The 16,196-nt window shown below is 45.3% G+C and carries 23 protein-coding genes; 3 read left to right on the top strand and 20 right to left on the bottom strand.

All coding sequences use genetic code 11. From position 1 onward, the window contains the following. Positions 1–79 precede the first annotated feature (79 nt). Positions 80–622, bottom strand: coding sequence for a transposase (locus tag HUS26_RS19015; protein WP_173918603.1), 543 nt, complete (start codon positions 620–622; stop codon positions 80–82). A 217-nt stretch (positions 623–839) separates the two neighbouring features. Then, entirely contained in the window at positions 840–1,463 is a 624-nt protein-coding gene (locus HUS26_RS19010) for a hypothetical protein (protein WP_173918602.1), read from the bottom strand. 209 nt (positions 1,464–1,672) lie between these two features. Between HUS26_RS19010 and HUS26_RS19005 the strand changes: the two genes are divergently transcribed. Further along, complete coding sequence (locus HUS26_RS19005) at positions 1,673–1,846, top strand: hypothetical protein (protein WP_173918601.1); 174 nt, start codon at positions 1,673–1,675, stop codon at positions 1,844–1,846. A 25-nt stretch (positions 1,847–1,871) separates the two neighbouring features. Here the strand turns inward: HUS26_RS19005 and HUS26_RS19000 are convergent, their stop codons facing one another. After that, on the bottom strand, positions 1,872–2,144 hold the full coding sequence (locus HUS26_RS19000) for a hypothetical protein (protein ID WP_173918600.1): 273 nt from the start codon (positions 2,142–2,144) through the stop codon (positions 1,872–1,874). Between the two features lie 117 nt (positions 2,145–2,261). Continuing rightward, positions 2,262–2,684 (bottom strand): 3-hydroxyacyl-ACP dehydratase FabZ, encoded by a 423-nt coding sequence (gene fabZ, locus HUS26_RS18995; protein ID WP_173918599.1) that lies wholly within the window; start codon positions 2,682–2,684, stop codon positions 2,262–2,264. A gap of 149 nt (positions 2,685–2,833) precedes the next feature. Here fabZ and HUS26_RS18990 point away from each other — a divergent pair, with 149 nt between their 5' ends. Next, positions 2,834–2,980, top strand: a complete 147-nt coding sequence (locus tag HUS26_RS18990; protein ID WP_173918598.1) for a lmo0937 family membrane protein — start codon at positions 2,834–2,836, stop codon at positions 2,978–2,980. A gap of 120 nt (positions 2,981–3,100) precedes the next feature. On the opposite strand, the gene HUS26_RS18985 is transcribed toward HUS26_RS18990, so the two are convergent. The 3 genes from HUS26_RS18985 to HUS26_RS18975 form a co-directional block, all read right to left on the bottom strand. After that, complete coding sequence (locus HUS26_RS18985; RefSeq protein ID WP_173918597.1) at positions 3,101–4,174, bottom strand: class I SAM-dependent methyltransferase; 1,074 nt, start codon at positions 4,172–4,174, stop codon at positions 3,101–3,103. A gap of 18 nt (positions 4,175–4,192) precedes the next feature. Next, positions 4,193–5,503 carry an NAD(P)/FAD-dependent oxidoreductase gene (locus HUS26_RS18980; RefSeq protein WP_173918596.1) on the bottom strand — a complete coding sequence of 437 codons (1,311 nt, stop codon included), beginning with the start codon at positions 5,501–5,503 and terminating at the stop codon, positions 4,193–4,195. 105 nt (positions 5,504–5,608) lie between these two features. Then, positions 5,609–6,313 carry a vanadium-dependent haloperoxidase gene (locus tag HUS26_RS18975; protein ID WP_173918595.1) on the bottom strand — a complete coding sequence of 235 codons (705 nt, stop codon included), beginning with the start codon at positions 6,311–6,313 and terminating at the stop codon, positions 5,609–5,611. A 210-nt stretch (positions 6,314–6,523) separates the two neighbouring features. On the opposite strand from HUS26_RS18975, the gene HUS26_RS18970 reads away from it, so the two are divergent. Next, complete coding sequence (locus tag HUS26_RS18970) at positions 6,524–6,931, top strand: hypothetical protein (protein WP_173918594.1); 408 nt, start codon at positions 6,524–6,526, stop codon at positions 6,929–6,931. A gap of 278 nt (positions 6,932–7,209) precedes the next feature. Here HUS26_RS18970 and HUS26_RS18965 read toward each other — a convergent pair whose 3' ends face one another. From HUS26_RS18965 to HUS26_RS18915, 13 genes are all read right to left on the bottom strand, one after another. Further along, positions 7,210–7,458 (bottom strand): DNA-directed RNA polymerase subunit beta, encoded by a 249-nt coding sequence (locus HUS26_RS18965; protein WP_173918593.1) that lies wholly within the window; start codon positions 7,456–7,458, stop codon positions 7,210–7,212. Between the two features lie 86 nt (positions 7,459–7,544). After that, positions 7,545–7,883, bottom strand: coding sequence for a flagellar basal body rod C-terminal domain-containing protein (locus tag HUS26_RS18960; RefSeq protein WP_173918592.1), 339 nt, complete (start codon positions 7,881–7,883; stop codon positions 7,545–7,547). Then, positions 7,883–8,284, bottom strand: a complete 402-nt coding sequence (locus HUS26_RS20320; RefSeq protein WP_371809610.1) for a flagellar basal body rod C-terminal domain-containing protein — start codon at positions 8,282–8,284, stop codon at positions 7,883–7,885. Before HUS26_RS20320 ends, HUS26_RS18960 begins: the two co-directional genes overlap by 1 nt. Positions 8,285–8,298: 14 nt before the next feature. Continuing rightward, the gene (locus HUS26_RS20315) at positions 8,299–8,589 is read right to left on the bottom strand and encodes a hypothetical protein (RefSeq protein WP_371809609.1); all 291 of its coding nucleotides are present in this window, start codon (positions 8,587–8,589) and stop codon (positions 8,299–8,301) included. 6 nt (positions 8,590–8,595) lie between these two features. Continuing rightward, a complete protein-coding gene (locus HUS26_RS20310) occupies positions 8,596–8,709 on the bottom strand; it encodes a flagellar basal body protein (RefSeq protein ID WP_371809608.1) in 114 nt (37 codons plus the stop codon). Between the two features lie 17 nt (positions 8,710–8,726). Further along, positions 8,727–9,728, bottom strand: coding sequence for a rod shape-determining protein (locus HUS26_RS18950; protein ID WP_173918591.1), 1,002 nt, complete (start codon positions 9,726–9,728; stop codon positions 8,727–8,729). Positions 9,729–9,901: 173 nt separating this feature from the next. Beyond that, on the bottom strand, positions 9,902–10,180 hold the full coding sequence (spoIIID, locus tag HUS26_RS18945; protein ID WP_173918590.1) for a sporulation transcriptional regulator SpoIIID: 279 nt from the start codon (positions 10,178–10,180) through the stop codon (positions 9,902–9,904). A 358-nt stretch (positions 10,181–10,538) separates the two neighbouring features. Further along, a complete protein-coding gene (locus HUS26_RS18940; protein ID WP_173918589.1) occupies positions 10,539–11,489 on the bottom strand; it encodes a M23 family metallopeptidase in 951 nt (316 codons plus the stop codon). A gap of 265 nt (positions 11,490–11,754) precedes the next feature. Next, positions 11,755–12,783 (bottom strand): stage II sporulation protein D, encoded by a 1,029-nt coding sequence (gene spoIID / locus HUS26_RS18935; RefSeq protein ID WP_173918588.1) that lies wholly within the window; start codon positions 12,781–12,783, stop codon positions 11,755–11,757. 125 nt (positions 12,784–12,908) lie between these two features. Beyond that, the gene (gene murA, locus HUS26_RS18930) at positions 12,909–14,219 is read right to left on the bottom strand and encodes a UDP-N-acetylglucosamine 1-carboxyvinyltransferase (RefSeq protein WP_173918587.1); all 1,311 of its coding nucleotides are present in this window, start codon (positions 14,217–14,219) and stop codon (positions 12,909–12,911) included. Positions 14,220–14,253: 34 nt separating this feature from the next. Then, complete coding sequence (locus HUS26_RS18925) at positions 14,254–14,973, bottom strand: YwmB family TATA-box binding protein (RefSeq protein ID WP_173918586.1); 720 nt, start codon at positions 14,971–14,973, stop codon at positions 14,254–14,256. Between the two features lie 102 nt (positions 14,974–15,075). Further along, entirely contained in the window at positions 15,076–15,309 is a 234-nt protein-coding gene (locus HUS26_RS18920; RefSeq protein WP_173918585.1) for a DUF1146 family protein, read from the bottom strand. Between the two features lie 415 nt (positions 15,310–15,724). Further along, on the bottom strand, positions 15,725–16,129 hold the full coding sequence (locus HUS26_RS18915; protein WP_173918584.1) for a F0F1 ATP synthase subunit epsilon: 405 nt from the start codon (positions 16,127–16,129) through the stop codon (positions 15,725–15,727). Positions 16,130–16,196: the final 67 nt, after the last annotated feature.

The following is a 16,196-nucleotide window of genomic DNA, read 5'->3' as shown; positions in this document are numbered from 1 at the left end:
TACCTGGTACCAAGAGGGACACTTTCGGTACCTGGTACACAGAGAAAAAAGAAAAAAACAGAAAATGGAATATGAGGCTTCACTTTTTGTTTTCAAATTGCTGAAGTTTGTACCATTCGTCATAGGAGAGGGCGTCAATGTAGGCGAGAAGCAGTTCTTTTGTGATTAAGGGGTCGGATTCGTTGTTGGCATAGTAATAGTGGGAAGACCAGAGCGGACTGTTTTCTTCATCAAGAAGGTTTGCGGTTGAGGGGTTCAGATGGATGTAACTGCAGGCTTTCGTGAAGTAATAGCGATTCATGATTAGCTTATCCCAGTACCTGCCTTGGAATAAATGGCCGACATGATCGTATTTCTTATTGAAGTATTTAGAGTAGTTGAGGTGAAGCAGATGAAGGATTTTTCCTGGGGGAAACTGAGTGGTTTCAATCAATAAGTGGATGTGGTTGCTCATTAAACAGTAGGCGTGAAGATTAAAGCGAAACTTAGTTTTTACTTTTTGAATGGTAGCCAGATACTTCATTCGGTCATAGTCGCTTAAGAAGATATTTTCCTTTCGATTTCCTCTTGCGGTGATGTGGTACATCGCGCCCGGATACCAGATTCGTTTACCTCTTGGCATATAGCACCTCCAATAAGTTTTCCACCATTATACTATAAACCGATTATTGGTTGTACTTTTGGTGGTACCTGGTACCGATGGGGAGAGGTGTAGTACCTGGTACCGGTTCTCTTATTTCCGGTACCAGGTACACAGAGAAAAAAGAAAAAAACTCCTCTTCCCTTCCCTCTCATAAAAATAACCGCCGGAACCCCGGCGGTTATGTAGATTGAAATAGTTATTGAAGGTTCCTGCCCAGCTGGCCGACGATCAGCTCGATTTTTTTCACTTCCGGAAGTCCTCTATGGTCTGGGAATTTTTCGTTGAAGTGATTGGTCAGCGGTCCTACGGCTTCGTCTTCGATTAGCTCTCTGTAGGTTTTAAAGCTGTGCTGGTATTGTCCGATGTAGCGTTTCATCTTTTTATCAAATCCGGACAAATGATAGGTAGACGAGAAGTCAAAGGCTTTGGCGATGTCGCTGTCATAGGATGGGAATCCAGGGTTGATCGCGTGCAGCATCGCCGCTGCGAGTGGGAATTGCATCGTTGGGTTACCCTTATGGTTTTTAATTTCGTACAGGCGTTTCGTGATTTGTACGATGCTTGGCCGTTCCAGACCGCGCTGTTCTTCCATGATTTTAAAATATTCTTCTTCAAATTCGTTCGTCAGACTTGGGTTGTCCAGTTTGAAGAAGTAGCGAAAGATGAATTGATAAATGGTGTCCTCCGGGACGTAGGTGTTTTTAAAATTTTCGTGGAGATAGGAGTACACGTCCACTTTTTCCCGTGGGATTTGGTTGACGACTTTCTCTTCTTCATCAAACAGTAATTGTTTTAAGTCTGCAGCTGTTCTGTATTTCATCGGAAATCACCTCTCTTCCCCTATTCCACACTTTCTGATAGGGAAAACTATTTTTTAAATATAATGGCTGTTATTTATATTCTATCGGAATAAATAGGTTCATCACAAGGGTTCTGGCGGTTTTTTCCGTTGATTTCCAAATTTTCTTTTTATTTTTCTAACATTTTATTAAATACGGCCGATGGTATTAGGGATAGGGGGTGATTTGTATGGATATTGCAGGAGCTTCGATGATGCTGAAGCCAGGTGAATGTAAAGAAGAAGGATTGCACTTTTTGGCAGGCGGGCTGTGTTCCGCTTCTGATTATGGGAGGATTACCGCTTCTCGTGACTGCGGGATTTATCCAGATGTCAGCGAAAAAAGGAAAAAGCCGCTTCGGTAAGTGAAGGCGGCTTTTTTTATAACTTTTATTGCTCGTTATTTTCGTTTTCTCCGTCCATTGTATCTTCGTTCGTGTTATCATCCATGTTATCTTCGTCTGCTTCTTCTTGCTCATCTTCTCCCATATCTTCATCCATTTGATCTTTTTCCTCGTTGCCGTTACCTTCATCTTCCTGCTGCATTTGATCTTCTGTTTGGTTGTCTTCGCCTTCCTGCGCCGGCTCTTCTTCAGTTGCACAAGCTCCTAGAAGTGAGATGGCACACATAGCGATAAGTAGTTTAAGTAAAGCATTTTTCATTGCAGTCTTCCTCCTTGTGTTTGAATGTTTACGGTTGCTAGTTTGTCCAGTAATTGGAGGAGTTATGCAAAAAAATCATCAAAAAAACCGCCCTTCGACGAAGGCGGCTTCTCCCTGTTATTTTAACGCGAACATGATTTCAGCTTCACACGCGACTTCCCCGTCAACTGTAGCGGTGGCTTTTCCTTTGCCGATTGGTCCTTTTAAACGGATGATTTCGACTTCAAGCTTCAGCCGATCACCGGGCTTAACCTGGCGCTTAAAGCGGCACTTGTCAATTCCTGTGAAAAAGGCAAGCTTGCCCTGGTTTTCTTCTTTCTTAAGCATCGCAACAGCCCCCATTTGCGCAAGGGCTTCTGTAATAAGAACACCGGGCATTACCGGGTAATCCGGGAAGTGTCCCTGGAAGAACGGCTCATTCATCGTTACGTTTTTGTACCCGACCGCGCGCTTTCCTTCTTCGATTTCTTCGACCTGGTCGATCAGCAAGAAGGGATAGCGGTGGGGGATGATTTCTTTAATTTGTTGAATGTCCAGCATAAAAAAGCTCCTTTCCGTACAAACTACTCCTATTATAAAGGCAGCCTTCCGAAAGGACAAAGTTTTTTCGCAAGCGGAAGGTTTCGACTCGTTCGTTTTAGGAAAAGGAGTTAAAGAACGAATTTTTTCTAAGAAAAGGAGGACCATCCATGCTTTGGACTATTGTTGCCATCATCCTTGTGATCTGGCTGTTAGGTCTTGTGCTCGACATAGCGGGCGGTTTTATTAATTTACTGCTTATTGTCGCAGCGATTGTGATCATTATGAAAGTTGTTCGTGGCAGAAATAAACCGTAGCGGCAAAACAGGCGCTACGGTTTATTTAATTTGTCGTTTATTTGATTACCTGCTTGATATTTTCTTTGGCGGTTCGCAAGCGGAAAGCAAGCGATGTTCCCGAAAAAATCAACAATACAGCTAAGAAGACATCTGCTGCTGTTTCGCCAGCGTCTGCTCGGTGCTTCCGGCGAGCTGTGTCTGCCTGAGATCGTGAAGCGTAATTCCAGGACTCAGCCAGAACGTAAACCACGAGCCTTCTTTAATAATCGGATCTAAGTCAAACAGCTCAAACTGGCAGTCGGACGTTATCTGCCGCAGCTGATTTTTTGTCGGAAGCGCGAATAAGTTCGAATGAGCGACGAAAAAGCTGTTAAACGCAGAAGAGAAAGCTTCACCGTGTTCAGTTTCGCTGATTGGTGTAATCACAGAAATCAGGCCGTCTTTTGATAGATAGCTGTTTAAGTGATCGAGCAGTATCTGACGTGAATCAGGATGAACATAGTGAAAAATATTGTGCAGCAAAATGACGTCCGCTTTTCCTTCATCAGGCGTCCACGAATGAATGTCTCCCACTTCAAAATGGACATGATCATAACCCCGGGATTTATCACGTGCCTCTTCAATCACAACCTCGTTAATATCGACTCCGATCATTTCAACTTCCGAATGGTCGTCGGCCAGTTTTCGTAAGTAACCGCCGTGACCGCAGCCTAAATCGACAATCCGAGTGACTTTGCGGTCACCGATCATTTTCTTAATCTTCTTAATCGCAAAATGTTCGAGGAGTGCGGACGTTTCTGCTACAATGCCGCCGTGGCGCTCATGGTCAAAGCGGGCGCGCTTTTGTGATCTCATGTATTTGGGATAGTTTAAAAGTGTCGGCATATGCAGCTCCATGATCTCTTTTAAGAGAGCTTTTACTCCGGGTGAAGCGTTTCTGCCAACGAGTGAGGCGCAGCGTTTTTTCGAAGTCCTAAACGTCTGGTTCGGGCGGCGCTTTAAGTGCTTGACCGCAACTCCGACATTCGTCCAGGAGGCAAGTAAATCAACCGGGTAGCCGGTTTCTTCACTGACATCTTCGACAGTGCGGGATTTCTTAAAATGGTGGAATAAGTTGAGTTCTGCTCCTACATAAGCATGCCAGACCGGCAGAAAGGATTCGTTTTTCTTCATCCATTTGCGGGCCTGCATGGCGTGGATCCATTCATTCATATGATGACTCCTTTGTTTTTAAAATTTCCATGGATAGTCTTCCTGTTCACTGAATAACTTGTCCTGCTGCTTTTGATCAGAGATTCTCTTTCTCCTCACCGGCAGCATGCTTCCCTGAATCGCACGGTCGAGCAGGGAAAAATTCCAGCGCCCAAGCCCTGAGATATTCAGCATCTGCTTTACGTGCAGCTGATCGTCGTCATAGATGCGCTGGACCGCCCGCATTCTCAGCTTCCTCCACCATGGGTTTGAAAAAGAATAGACGAGTGCGGACATATGGCTTAATGCTAATAAAAACGAGACGCGCGGCTTTCGAACGTCTTCATAATAATGAAGGTGCTCGTGATACGACTTACCTTCTTCCTTACACCAGGCAAGCAGTTCACCGAGCACATCGGCATCCTGAATCGCCAAGTTCATCCCTTCCCCGGCCATCGGGTGAACGGTATGTGCGGCGTCTCCCACTAAGGTAAGGTTGCCTGATACATAGCGGTCGACGTGGTACGTGTGGGGAATCATCAGCTGGATGTCTTTCCAGTCAGTGATCGCTTGGACCGTCTCGGCAAGCTCAGGTTCCAGGTCTCCATAGGCCTTATAGACATAGTCGAGACCCTTTTGCTTAATTTTTTTAAACTCGCCGGCTTTAATGAGATAGACGGTACGTACTTCGTTGTCGGGTAATGGAAATAGTCCGAGAAAGCAGCTTGTCGTCGTAATGATTTTCCCTTTTGTAAAAGTCTCCGGCCTTGGAATCGTTACGGTTAAAAAGTGATGGTTGTATTCCTTGCGCTTCATCCTGACGTTCATCGCGTCTCTCGTTGGGGACGAGCGCCCTTCCGCTCCGACATAAATATCGGCTTCGATGTGAATGGTTTCTTTTTTCTGCCTGACTTTGGCGCGGCCATTTTCAAAACCTAGAAACCTGGCGCCTGGTAAGTAATGAAAATACTTTTCGTAGTTTTGAGCTTTTTCACGCAGGATGTCCTTCGTTGTTTCATGAGGAACCATGAGTGCATGGTCATAGCGGCTGGCGACGCGGCTGTAATTCAGCTCGGTCAGCTGGATGTTCTCCGGCTCTCGCCCGGGACAGCGCTTTATTTCCTGAAAGCGAAGCTGATCGATGACATGGCCGCTTGCTTCGATTTCATCAAGCACACCGAGACGATGGAGGATTTCGAGTGTCTTTGGCTGCAAAAGTTCGCCTTTATACGCGCGCGACTTTGATTTTAGCTGTTCAGCGATGGTCACGTGGACACCGCGGCTGGCCAGCTTTGCGGCTAAGGCGAGGCCGCCGACTCCTCCCCCGGCAATAAACACCTCGGTTCTCACAGGCTTCCCTCCCCCCTGTTTTTTCTAATACTGAGGTAATTCCACAAAATAAGGGATAAGAAACCTTAGGGCCGGCCCGATTTTCCGCTTAATTCAGCCGTATACCTATTCAGGTTTTTGGTTTTCCAAAACGCTTACAACTATATCTCCAATTTGCCTGCCTAATCTCAACCCTTCATCATTATCCACTTTAAAATGGACGCCCGCATACAAACGGGATTTGGCGCACTCTTCCATTACCTTTTTTATTCCTGCGGCTTCGGGTGGAAAGAAATAAGTCAATACGGATTCTGCACACCCTGCTACAGCGGCATGTGCGGAAGGATAGGAAGGAAAACGCGGGGTAGGCAGAACGGGAGGCAGGTTTCTGTCATATTGATTAGGACGTGCCACATCCCAAAGGTATTTAAAATACCACGACACCACAAAGGCATCATTCACTGCAGCGTTAAAATATCCAAGAATTCTAGCCGTATATGGCGAACCGAGCCTATATTTTTTGGCTAAATTGAAAATCATAGGAATCATATTCTGAGCAGCTTCAGAATTTCCCCAGTATTGTGCCATTTGGATATTTTGAGGTGTCAGGGAGGATAATATTCTTTCGACAATCGATAACTCTGTACCCCAATTCACCTCAGCAGGATTTTTAATTTGCCAATTAATACGCTTTCCATAGGGATCCAGGAATCCATTTTCCTGCCTAATCATAAAAAACATCGGATAATACGCTGGCGCAGGATAAGCTGTAGGCGGGGCTTGCTCTCCTTGATAGGGATATGATGACCATCTTCTGTAATTTACACTCATTTCTCCAGCCCCTTATATTTTATCTTCTTATTCTTTATGAATATGGTTATTGAAATATAACAATGGCCTGCCTCTATCCCCTACTCTCACAGGCTCGGTTTTTTAGCGAGACGTGTCGTAACTTTATTCGGCTGCCGACAATTTCTTTCAAAGGGATTGGATGTAAAATATAGAATTAAGGCTTATAAGAACTTCATGGAGGGTCGAGGAATGAAAAAATACTTAATCATTGTTGGATTAGCTACACTTATTGGCTGCTCACAAAGTACAAGTGCAAATGAAACGATTGAAGAAAAACCTACCCAGCAGGAATTGAATGAGAAACTAAGAGAAGAAGCGACAGCCATTGATTTCGCAGCTATAAATGCCGGGAAAGTAGAAATTGGTGAAAAAGTATCTATTATAGGAGGGATCACAGAGGAGGAGGGAACTGAATCAAGCATTTTCACCGTAACTACGAAAGAAGAGGATGGCTACGGAACGTATACCGTGGAAAGTATGGCAAAAGATGCTGATTATCAAACCGGCGAGATCGTCGAAGTTTTTGGCACTTATCAAGGGACTGATGAGGATGGCACTCCCCTTATTGAAAGTCCAGTCATCGACGCAGTAAAATAATCGAATAACACGGAGTTTATAAACATCTCACTAAAAATCAGGATAGATCTAGTTAGGAGAAGCTTATCTACACGAGACTCCTGCTTAAAAAACGAATGATCCGAAGCCCCAACAAGGCTTAAGCCTTCAGGAAGCTCACCTTACGCCTACTTCAAAGGATCCCTTTCCCGAAGCCCTTAGGAAGTATCGATCCTTTGAAAGAAAAGCCGGTCGTCCAAAAGCATGAGGTTTTTCTACAAACTAAAAAACACGAGCTCAAAGGCTCGTGTTTTTTTATTCTATTTGCCTGACATGATATCGATGATCTGCTGCCAGGTGGACCATTTAAGAGCATCGGTCGGATTACCGTCGCCGAGTACCCCATATCCGATCATCAGACCCGTAGCGAGGGCCACAACACTAAGAACGAGTACAATTACGATCCGGAGCCAAATGGGTATCATGCGGCGCCTTTCTGCTCTTGGCTGCCGCGCCTTTGGCTTCTTCTCTTTTTTTGGTTTTCTTAGTTGTTTCTCCTCTATTGCCATCGATATTATCTCCTTACTTTATGATCTTAACTGATTGACGAGCCCATCATCTGGTCTCCCGTGGATATCGAACGAGAGGTAAATTCTTAGGCTCGCTGTACAATTTGTAATTCCGTCATTTCCCGCGCTAAATCGACATTAGAAGATTCGAGAGTTCCCGTGACTATCTGGGCGTCTACCTGCTGTAAAATTCCACCAGGCTCTATGCCTTCAGGCAGCCGAAAACGATTAGCTCCTGCTGATTCAAGCATTCTTGGCCATACAGCTTCGATCACGCCAAGCCGACCTTCGACAGCTGACACTCCATTACGCGTCACCATGACCGAACCATCTACGCGAAACGCAATGTCTTCCATATTCCCTGTCAGAACTATTGGCTCTTCATTTGCCCAAAGGATCGGCTCACCGGCGGATGTCGCCAGCATTACTTGTCCATTTTCAAGGGCGTTAATGTAAAAATTGCCTGATGCAGGCTCTGGTCATAAGCCTTCAACGCTCGCTGATTCATCTCAAATGTACGGTATGTATTCATCATTTCCGTCATCGTCCGGGCAGGATCAACGTTCGAACCTTCTGACTGCTTCTGCTTCACTACAAAACCGGCGGCCGTTTCACGCGCATTCTGCATGACACCTTCGGCGGGGGTAAATAAATTATTTCCTTCTTTTATCATATCGAACGCATTAGGCGTGTAAGATAAACCAAGAAGGACTTCTTGTCCATCTGCTATGATCGCGCCGTTGTTCTGTACGGTAAAACCAAGTCCGTTCGTCTGAATCGGGTTTCCGTCGTTATCGAGCACATAATAGCCCTGATTCGTCGTCAAAAAACCCTCAAGATCTACGGAGAAATTCCCGTTTCGAGTGTAGGGATCTCCCCGTTTTCATTTTGAACATTAAAAAACAGAAATCCTGCCTCGTCAGGTAAACTGCCATTTAAGAGAGCCAGATCTGTCGTCTGGCCTGTCTCCCTTAAATCGCCCTGAGAAAATTCAGGCACGGTTTCCTGCAGGTAAACACCGGTGTTGAGAGAACCGACTTCATTCCTGGCCGGAAGCGTAATTCCTCCCCTGCTTGTTGGAATAGTGGTTCCTCCCATTTCTTGAATCAGTAACTCTGGAAAAGCCCGCAATGTGCCTTAATCTGCTTTGTATCCTGGCGTGCTTGAGTTCGTCATGTTGTTCGAAAGTGTTTCCTGCATGCGCTGGCTGGCCATCATGCCTGCCGCTGCCGTGTTAAATCCTCTCAGCAAGACGATCGCCCCTTGTATTATCCAATTTTATTACGAGTGATTTTATCGATGTTATCAAGCATAATGCCTGTCCCTTTGGCGACACAGTCCATTGGATCTTCCGCTATGAAAACAGGAACTTTCAACTCTTCGGCCAGCAGCTGATCGATGCCGTGCAGAAGCGCTCCCCCTCCTGTCAGGATAACGCCGCGGTCAATAATGTCCGCAGAAAGCTCAGGCGGAGTACGCTCAAGCACGGACTTGGCCGCTTGTATGATCGATTGCACAGACTCGTGCAGAGCCCCTTCAATTTCTTCAGAATTCACCGAAATCGTCCGCGGCAGGCCTGACACCATATCACGGCCGCGAATCTCAACCTCTTCATTACGGGAGCCCTTAAAAACCGTCGCTACTTCTAATTTAATGTTCTCCGCCGTACGCTCACCAATCAGCAGCTTGTACGTCTTTTTAATGTAATTTAAAATCTCGCTATCGAACTTGTCCCCGGCCATTTTAATAGAAGAAGCCGTTACGATATCTCCCATCGAGAGCACGGCCACATCTGTCGTCCCGCCACCGATGTCGACGACCATGTTACCGCTCGGCTGGAAAATATCCATCCCGGCTCCAATCGCTGCCACTTTTGGTTCTTCTTCTAAATACACCTTCTTGCCGCCTGACTTCTCTGCCGCTTCACGAATCGCTTTCTGCTCGACTTTTGTAATGTTCGTCGGACAGCAGATCAGCATTTGCGGCTTCGACAGGAATCCTTTAACGTTCGTCTTTTGAATAAAGTGACGCAGCATCGCTTCAGTCACATCAAAATCGGCAATAACCCCATCTTTTAAAGGTCGAATCGCTTCGATGTTTCCTGGTGTACGTCCTACCATTCGGCGAGCTGCTTCACCTACTTCAAGAACCCTGCCTGTGTTACGGTCCATCGCGACAACAGAAGGCTCATTAAGGACAATACCCTTCCCTTTTACATGTATCAGTACGTTCGCTGTACCTAAGTCAATTCCAATATCTCTAGCAAACATCTTGAGTAGATCCTCCCTATTTCTAAAAAAAGCTGCTTCACACTTTATATTCTTCTAAAGAATCGCACATCTAATTCTATATTCTATCATAAATTTGCAACATTCGTGTAAATTCTTAAGAAAAAAGTTCCATTTCGGGAGGGGGTAATTCGTCGGGAGGATACCGCTCCATTTTAACTGGTGGTTTCAGCAGGAGAATCTTTTCCGATCGTCTGATATTTCATTCGAGTGGCTTCGCCTCCCCTTAAATGCCTGATGTCCTTGTGGTGCTCCAAAATTTTCTTCACTTCTTTGGCAAGGGAAGCATTGATCTCTGGCAGCCGCTCCGTTAGGTCTTTATGCACGGTGCTTTTGGAGACACCAAATTCCTTCGCGATCACGCGTACCGTCTTTTTCGTCTCTACAATGTACTCGCCAGTCTTGATTGTCCGTTCTTTGATGTAGTCATGCACATCTCTCGCCTCCTGATATTGACTATCCAAGGGGGTGGTTGAGACGGGTTAGGGTTTTTCTCTGTGTTGGGAAGAAAAGCTCTTGTTGTATCACCCTGGATGGTACCGAAAGTTCGGTTATGATCATTCTATTAACCAATATCAGCAGTTATGCGCTATTTTGAGGTACCAGGTACCGAAATTGAACGAAGGTGTACCTGGTACCGGGAGGCGGCGTCGGCGTACCTGGTACCAAAGGAGCGTGAGCGGGTACCAGGTACCCAGAGAAAAAAGAAATAAATACCTCCATAAAAGAAGGCATAGAAAAAATGGAGACCGAAGCAGCCTCCATTTTTGGCACATGAGTTTTTCTAATTGATTAAGATTGAGTAGTTGATCTAGAAGAAGAAGTATCTTCATCTAATTCTGGCTGATCTGTTTCTTCTGTACCTTCATCTGCATTTTCTTCTGCAGGTGCATCTGTGTTATCGTCTGTTTGTGTTCCTTCAGACTCCACGCCTTCTTCACCTTCAGGAGCGGCATCTGATTCAGTGGATTCTGCGGACTCGTCTGCATTTTCCACAGTTTCGTCAGCTGTTCCGTCTTCTTCAGATGTAGCGGCAGCTTCTTCTTCAGCAGCTGGTGCTTCAATCGCGCTTGCTGCTTGTCCGAAGAAGGATTCAGGGTTCACAGGCTCACCATTTTTACGAACTTCAAAGTGTACGTGTACACCGCTGTCTTGTCCAAAAGAGCTTTGACCAGACTGACCAAGTACATCACCTTGTTTCACTTCGTCACCAGATTGAACTTGTACTTCCGCTAAGCTAGAGTAAACAGTTGTCACTTCTTCGCCGTGAGTTAATTCTACGACATTTCCGTAAAGCGGATCTTCTTTAACTTCTGTTACTGTTCCAGAAAGAGAAGCTGTTACATCAAAAGCTTCACCTTCTCCTTGCGTAATATCGATCCCTTTGCTCTGGTAATACTTATTGTTGTAAAGGACTAGTGCACTTTCCTGTTCTTCATCTGTTGCTCCATAATCGAAAAACTTCGTTACGACAGTGGCTTGTTCCTGATCGGCTACTGGCATTTGCAGGTTTTCATTGTGTGAGGTAACCGGTACGGATGGATTATCCTGGTCTACGTACACATCATCCTGGCTCTGCCCTTCCTTGAACTGATCAGCTACTTCATTCGAACTCTGCTGGTACCAAAACACTCCCACTAATACTAAAGCTGCAACACCCAGGTATAAAGCGGGAAACAACCATTTCTTGCGCATCAAGCGTTTGAACTTTAATTTAGTTACGCTTTTCTTTTCCTCTCTCATGTTCATCACCTCAAAAGTCATTCTGAACGCTTTTTTGGAAATATATACATTATGATGAAAAAATTTATTGGAAAGGAAAAAAATAAAAACCGCCCAATGATGGACGGATGATGTTGGATGATGTTGGGTGATGCTGTTGGGCACAGATGCGGTACCTGGTACCGGAGATGGTTATGTCGGTACCAGGTACACAGAGAAAAAAGAAAAAAAGTTTTTGGTACCAGGTACCATCAGAGGCTGACGGCGTACCTGGTACCAAATTTCATCAATCCATTCTGGCTTCTAATGGGAGGGCGGCGGTTTGTTTGTCGACTGGTGTGATTTCTGTATTTTGATAGTAGTGCTTGATGATTTCTTTGTAGCTCTTGCCGGCTTCAGCCATGCCGTTCGCACCATACTGGCTCATGCCGACCCCATGGCCGTATCCTTTTGTTCTAAAGATGACGTGGTCTTCTTTTTGTTCAATCGTAAAGTCGCTTGATGGGAGCTCAAACTTTTCCCTAATTTCCCTGCCGGTGAATGTCTGCTCGCCAAATGAAACTTTAGCGACGCGCCCTCCATCTGTTTTCGACAGCTTTAAGTTGCCCAATCCATTTTCCACCTGAACATTAAGCGATGCTTCCAGGCTTGAAATCGGTACAATTTTTTGATCGGTAAATTTAGGCGATTTCTGATCCCACGGACTTTCTACACTTTTTAAATAAGGAATCTCATTTTCCCAGTAGTCCTCGGAGTTCTCGGTGAACCCGTTGCTTGTTGAGAAAAAGGCGGCTGTAATTGGCTCTTCTTTATAAGTAATGATTTCTCCGGCTGTGTCTTTGACGGCTTGAGCGATGCGGCCCATGTTTTTATTGTAATCGTGCTGCCATTGCTTCCGCAGTTCTTCCTCACCTTTATACACCTGGTGCTGGGTTGTATCGGTGACATCCGCAATTTGTGAAAAAGGTGCTTCCTGCACGAGGTGCTGCGTAATGTAAGTACGTGCCGCTAAGGCCTGTGCTTTTAAAGCTTCCATTTGAAAATTCGCCGGCATTTCTGAGGCAACGACGCGTGCGACGTAAGATTCTAACGGGACCTCCTCGACTTTATCGGTCTGGCTTCTCAGCACTTTTATTGAAAAAGGCGAGAGGCTCTCGGGAAGTTCTGTTGTGTATTCCTCTTTTTGCTCAGCAGGCTGTACAGTAGCGCTGTCGTTTTTGCCGATGAATGGTACGACGATGAGGGCGGGAATGAGTAAAATGCCCACAAATAGACTGATGATTGTAATGATTCCTACGCGATGGTTCTTTTTCATATATCGTCCTCCTGAATCGTTAGTAGACCTCTCTACTAAAAAATATATCCATTTGGACCCTTTAATAGAACTAAAAAAAGCAATCCCCATGTGATTAAATGGGGATTGCCGTGGTTATAATGATGTTATAAGGTCGATACAGATTCACTAGGTTCTAATTCTTCGGCATGCTCTTCTTCTTCGTTGACACGTTCGATGTTAGCACCAAGCTGAGCGAGTTTTTCCGCAAAATCTACATAACCTCTGTCCAAGTGCTTCAACTCTGTGACTCGAGTATATCCATCGGCCACAAGACCCGCTAAAATAAGAGCGGCTCCAGCACGTAAGTCAGTGGCTTGCACTTCAGCGCCCTGAAGGTTAGATGGACCTTCAATAATTACGCTGTTGCCTTCAATCTTCATCTTCGCATTCATGCGGCGGAATTCTTCCACGTGCATAAAGCGGTTCTCAAAGACGGTTTCTGTGATTACGCTGGTACCCGTTGCCCCTAACATTAATGCCATCATTTGTGACTGCATATCTGTAGGGAAGCCAGGGTGAGGCATTGTTTTGATGTCTGTTGCTTTCAACTGCTTCGGACCAATCACTCGTAAGCCGTCTTCCTCTTCTTGAATGATTACGCCCATTTCTTCCATTTTCGAAACAACGGAACGTAAATGTTCGTGCATAGCTCCTTGAACAAGAACGTTTCCTCCGGTAATTGCTGCAGCTACCATAAATGTTCCCGCTTCGATTCTGTCTGGAATGATGTTATGAGTCGCGCCGTGAAGCTTCTCGACACCCTCAATGCGTATAGTTTCTGTACCAGCACCAACGATGCGGGCACCCATTTTGTTTAAGTAGTTTGCAAGGTCGACAATCTCCGGTTCTTTTGCACAGTTTTCAAGAACTGTCTTACCTTCCGCTAGTGCGGCTGCCATAATGATGTTTTCAGTAGCACCTACGCTCGGTACATCAAGATAAATCTTAGCTCCCTGCAGACGTCCGTCTACATTCGCTTCAATCGTACCGTTCCCTACTGTTATCTCAGCTCCCATAGCTTCAAAGCCTTTTAAGTGCTGATCAAGGGGACGAGAGCCGATCGCACAGCCGCCGGGCAGGGCAACTTTTGCGTGTCCATACCGGGCCAAAAGTGGTCCCAATACGAGCACAGAAGCTCTCATTTTGCGTACATATTCTATAGGGGCTTCTGTTTTAAGATCTCCAGAAGCATCGATAGTTACTGTTCTTCCATTCATATGAACATCCGCATTCATATGTCTTATCACTTCGTTAATTGTATAGACGTCAGCTAAAGCTGGTACGTCGTGCAAAACACTTTTTCCTTCACTTGCGATTATACTTGCTGCGATGACAGGCAGTACGGCATTCTTTGCACCTTCAGCTCTGACAGTGCCTTTAAGCTGCCTTCCACCACGGACGATGATTTTTTCCAAGGTTCATTCTCCTCCGCGTCCATATTCATTATTATTAATATTCAGCAGTTAGGATGGGTGTGCCAATTGTGACGATCGTCCGGTTGCCCAAATTTCGAATGCCCAGCTGAACATTCATCGGACCCCCCGGTAAATCAATGGCCTCGCCCCATCGTGTTGTATAGCCGGACCTGCTCGTCCAGCTTTCTTCGATGGTTTCTTCCACTGTTGCTATATCGAATGATTTTTTGAATGATTGATAGAATAAAGACTCATTTATTTTACCACTCTGCTCTGCCTTAACAAATGAGTATAAAGAGACATTTTCTGTAAAAACATGAGCTTTTACCCTACCGGCCATATGTTCCATAATTTGCGCTGCTAGTGGTGCTGTACCCCTTGATGTTACCGTGTAAACTACCTCAAATGAATTGATTTCATTTTTCGGCACGATTACAGTAAAGGTTTCGAATTCCGCATTTCTTTTCTGACCGTCTGTAAAGATAAGCTTACTTGCCTCTGTACTATTCTCTTCTGTAACGTTGACGGAATCAAAGTATTGTGTGATTGCTAGTTTGACCGCTGCTAAGTCTTTTATATTCATCGTTTCTTTTAATGTTATATTTAACTCACTAATCTCAAGCTGCTCATCCTCAGCGAAGGCTGCCATTTCTATAAGCGGGGAAACCTCGCTCCAGCCTTCAGCCTTTCCCTGTGGATGAACACCTACCCCTAGTACGACGGCGACGATTGAACAAATCCAAAAAAACTTCATATGTATCTCTCCCCATTCTTTTCTTGTATACCTACAAGTTTGAACGAAGACAGAGGATTTCATACGAGTTAATTGGCGACATCTTTAGACAACGTATTCTTTTTAAAAAAGGTAAGCAATGCTGTTTGACCAGCGGATTAAATCCAGGAAAAAGTTACTTACCGATGTAGCAATTGCAATCGTAATCAGAATCATCAAGACTCGGATCTCGAACACACGGCCTTTACGAAAAAAAGCGTCCAGGTTTACGGCTTGAAGCACTTTCCACGTAATAATGATAAAAATCACGTGGGAGGTCATGCTGAGAAGCGCTTCCTCTACGAAGTACTGTTCCATTTGGGTACACCTCACTACTGTGGTTTACCATTTCACGCACATATTCAAGAATCCCACGTCAGTGGATTTTTGTCAATGTATATAATCGCACAACAGGCTATTAATATGTGACAATTTTGTGAACGGCGCGATCTGCCATAAAATTTATTTCCCGCGCAATATTTTCTATTTCCCGGGGAATAATGACATGTCCGTCGAAAAGTGGATGCGCACGTTCCTGGAGTTAAGACTATTACGCTTTCAGCGGACAACCGACCGTGCCTCCTTGCGAAAAAACCGCTCTCGGAGGTCTCGGATCGCTCATTTTTCCGCAGCAGTCTTTCGCTCTTCGCTCCCTCCTCCTAGTGAGAATACCTTCCCTCGCCTAGTTGTTTCTCTAATTAAGAAAAAACTGCTTTCTCTCGAAAGCAGTTTTTTAGAAGTTATTTTCTTTGACGTCTAAACGGTTAATGGCTCGTTTCAGGGCGAGTTCGGCTCTTCTGAAGTCGATGTCTGACTGCTTTTGAGCGAGTCGCGCTTCAGCACGCTCTTTCGCTTTTCTTGCACGATCAATATCGATTTCGGAAGGCTTTTCTGCCGATTGCGCCAGGATAGTTACCTTATCTGGACGGACTTCGAGGAACCCACCACTCACTGCGATACGCTCGGAGCTTCCTTCTCTTTTAAGGCGAACGGCGCTAATGGTTAATGGGGCTACCATGGGGATGTGTCCAGGCAAGACGCCGAGCTCCCCGCTTTCCGCCTTACAGCTAACCATTTCAAAGGCGTCTTCTAATACCGGGCCATCAGGAGTGACAACACTCACCGTTAGTGTTTTCATAGCTATTCCTCCTTAGGCAGATCATAAGCGCCTGTGTCAGGCATTCCGCTGCAAGAGCGCAACACCT

Source organism: Halobacillus sp. Marseille-Q1614 (genome assembly GCF_902809865.1).
GTDB lineage: Bacteria > Bacillota > Bacilli > Bacillales > Halobacillaceae > Halobacillus_A.
The sequence above is the reverse complement of the archived record's forward strand: the minus strand, read 5'-3'. Positions and strand labels throughout refer to the sequence as shown.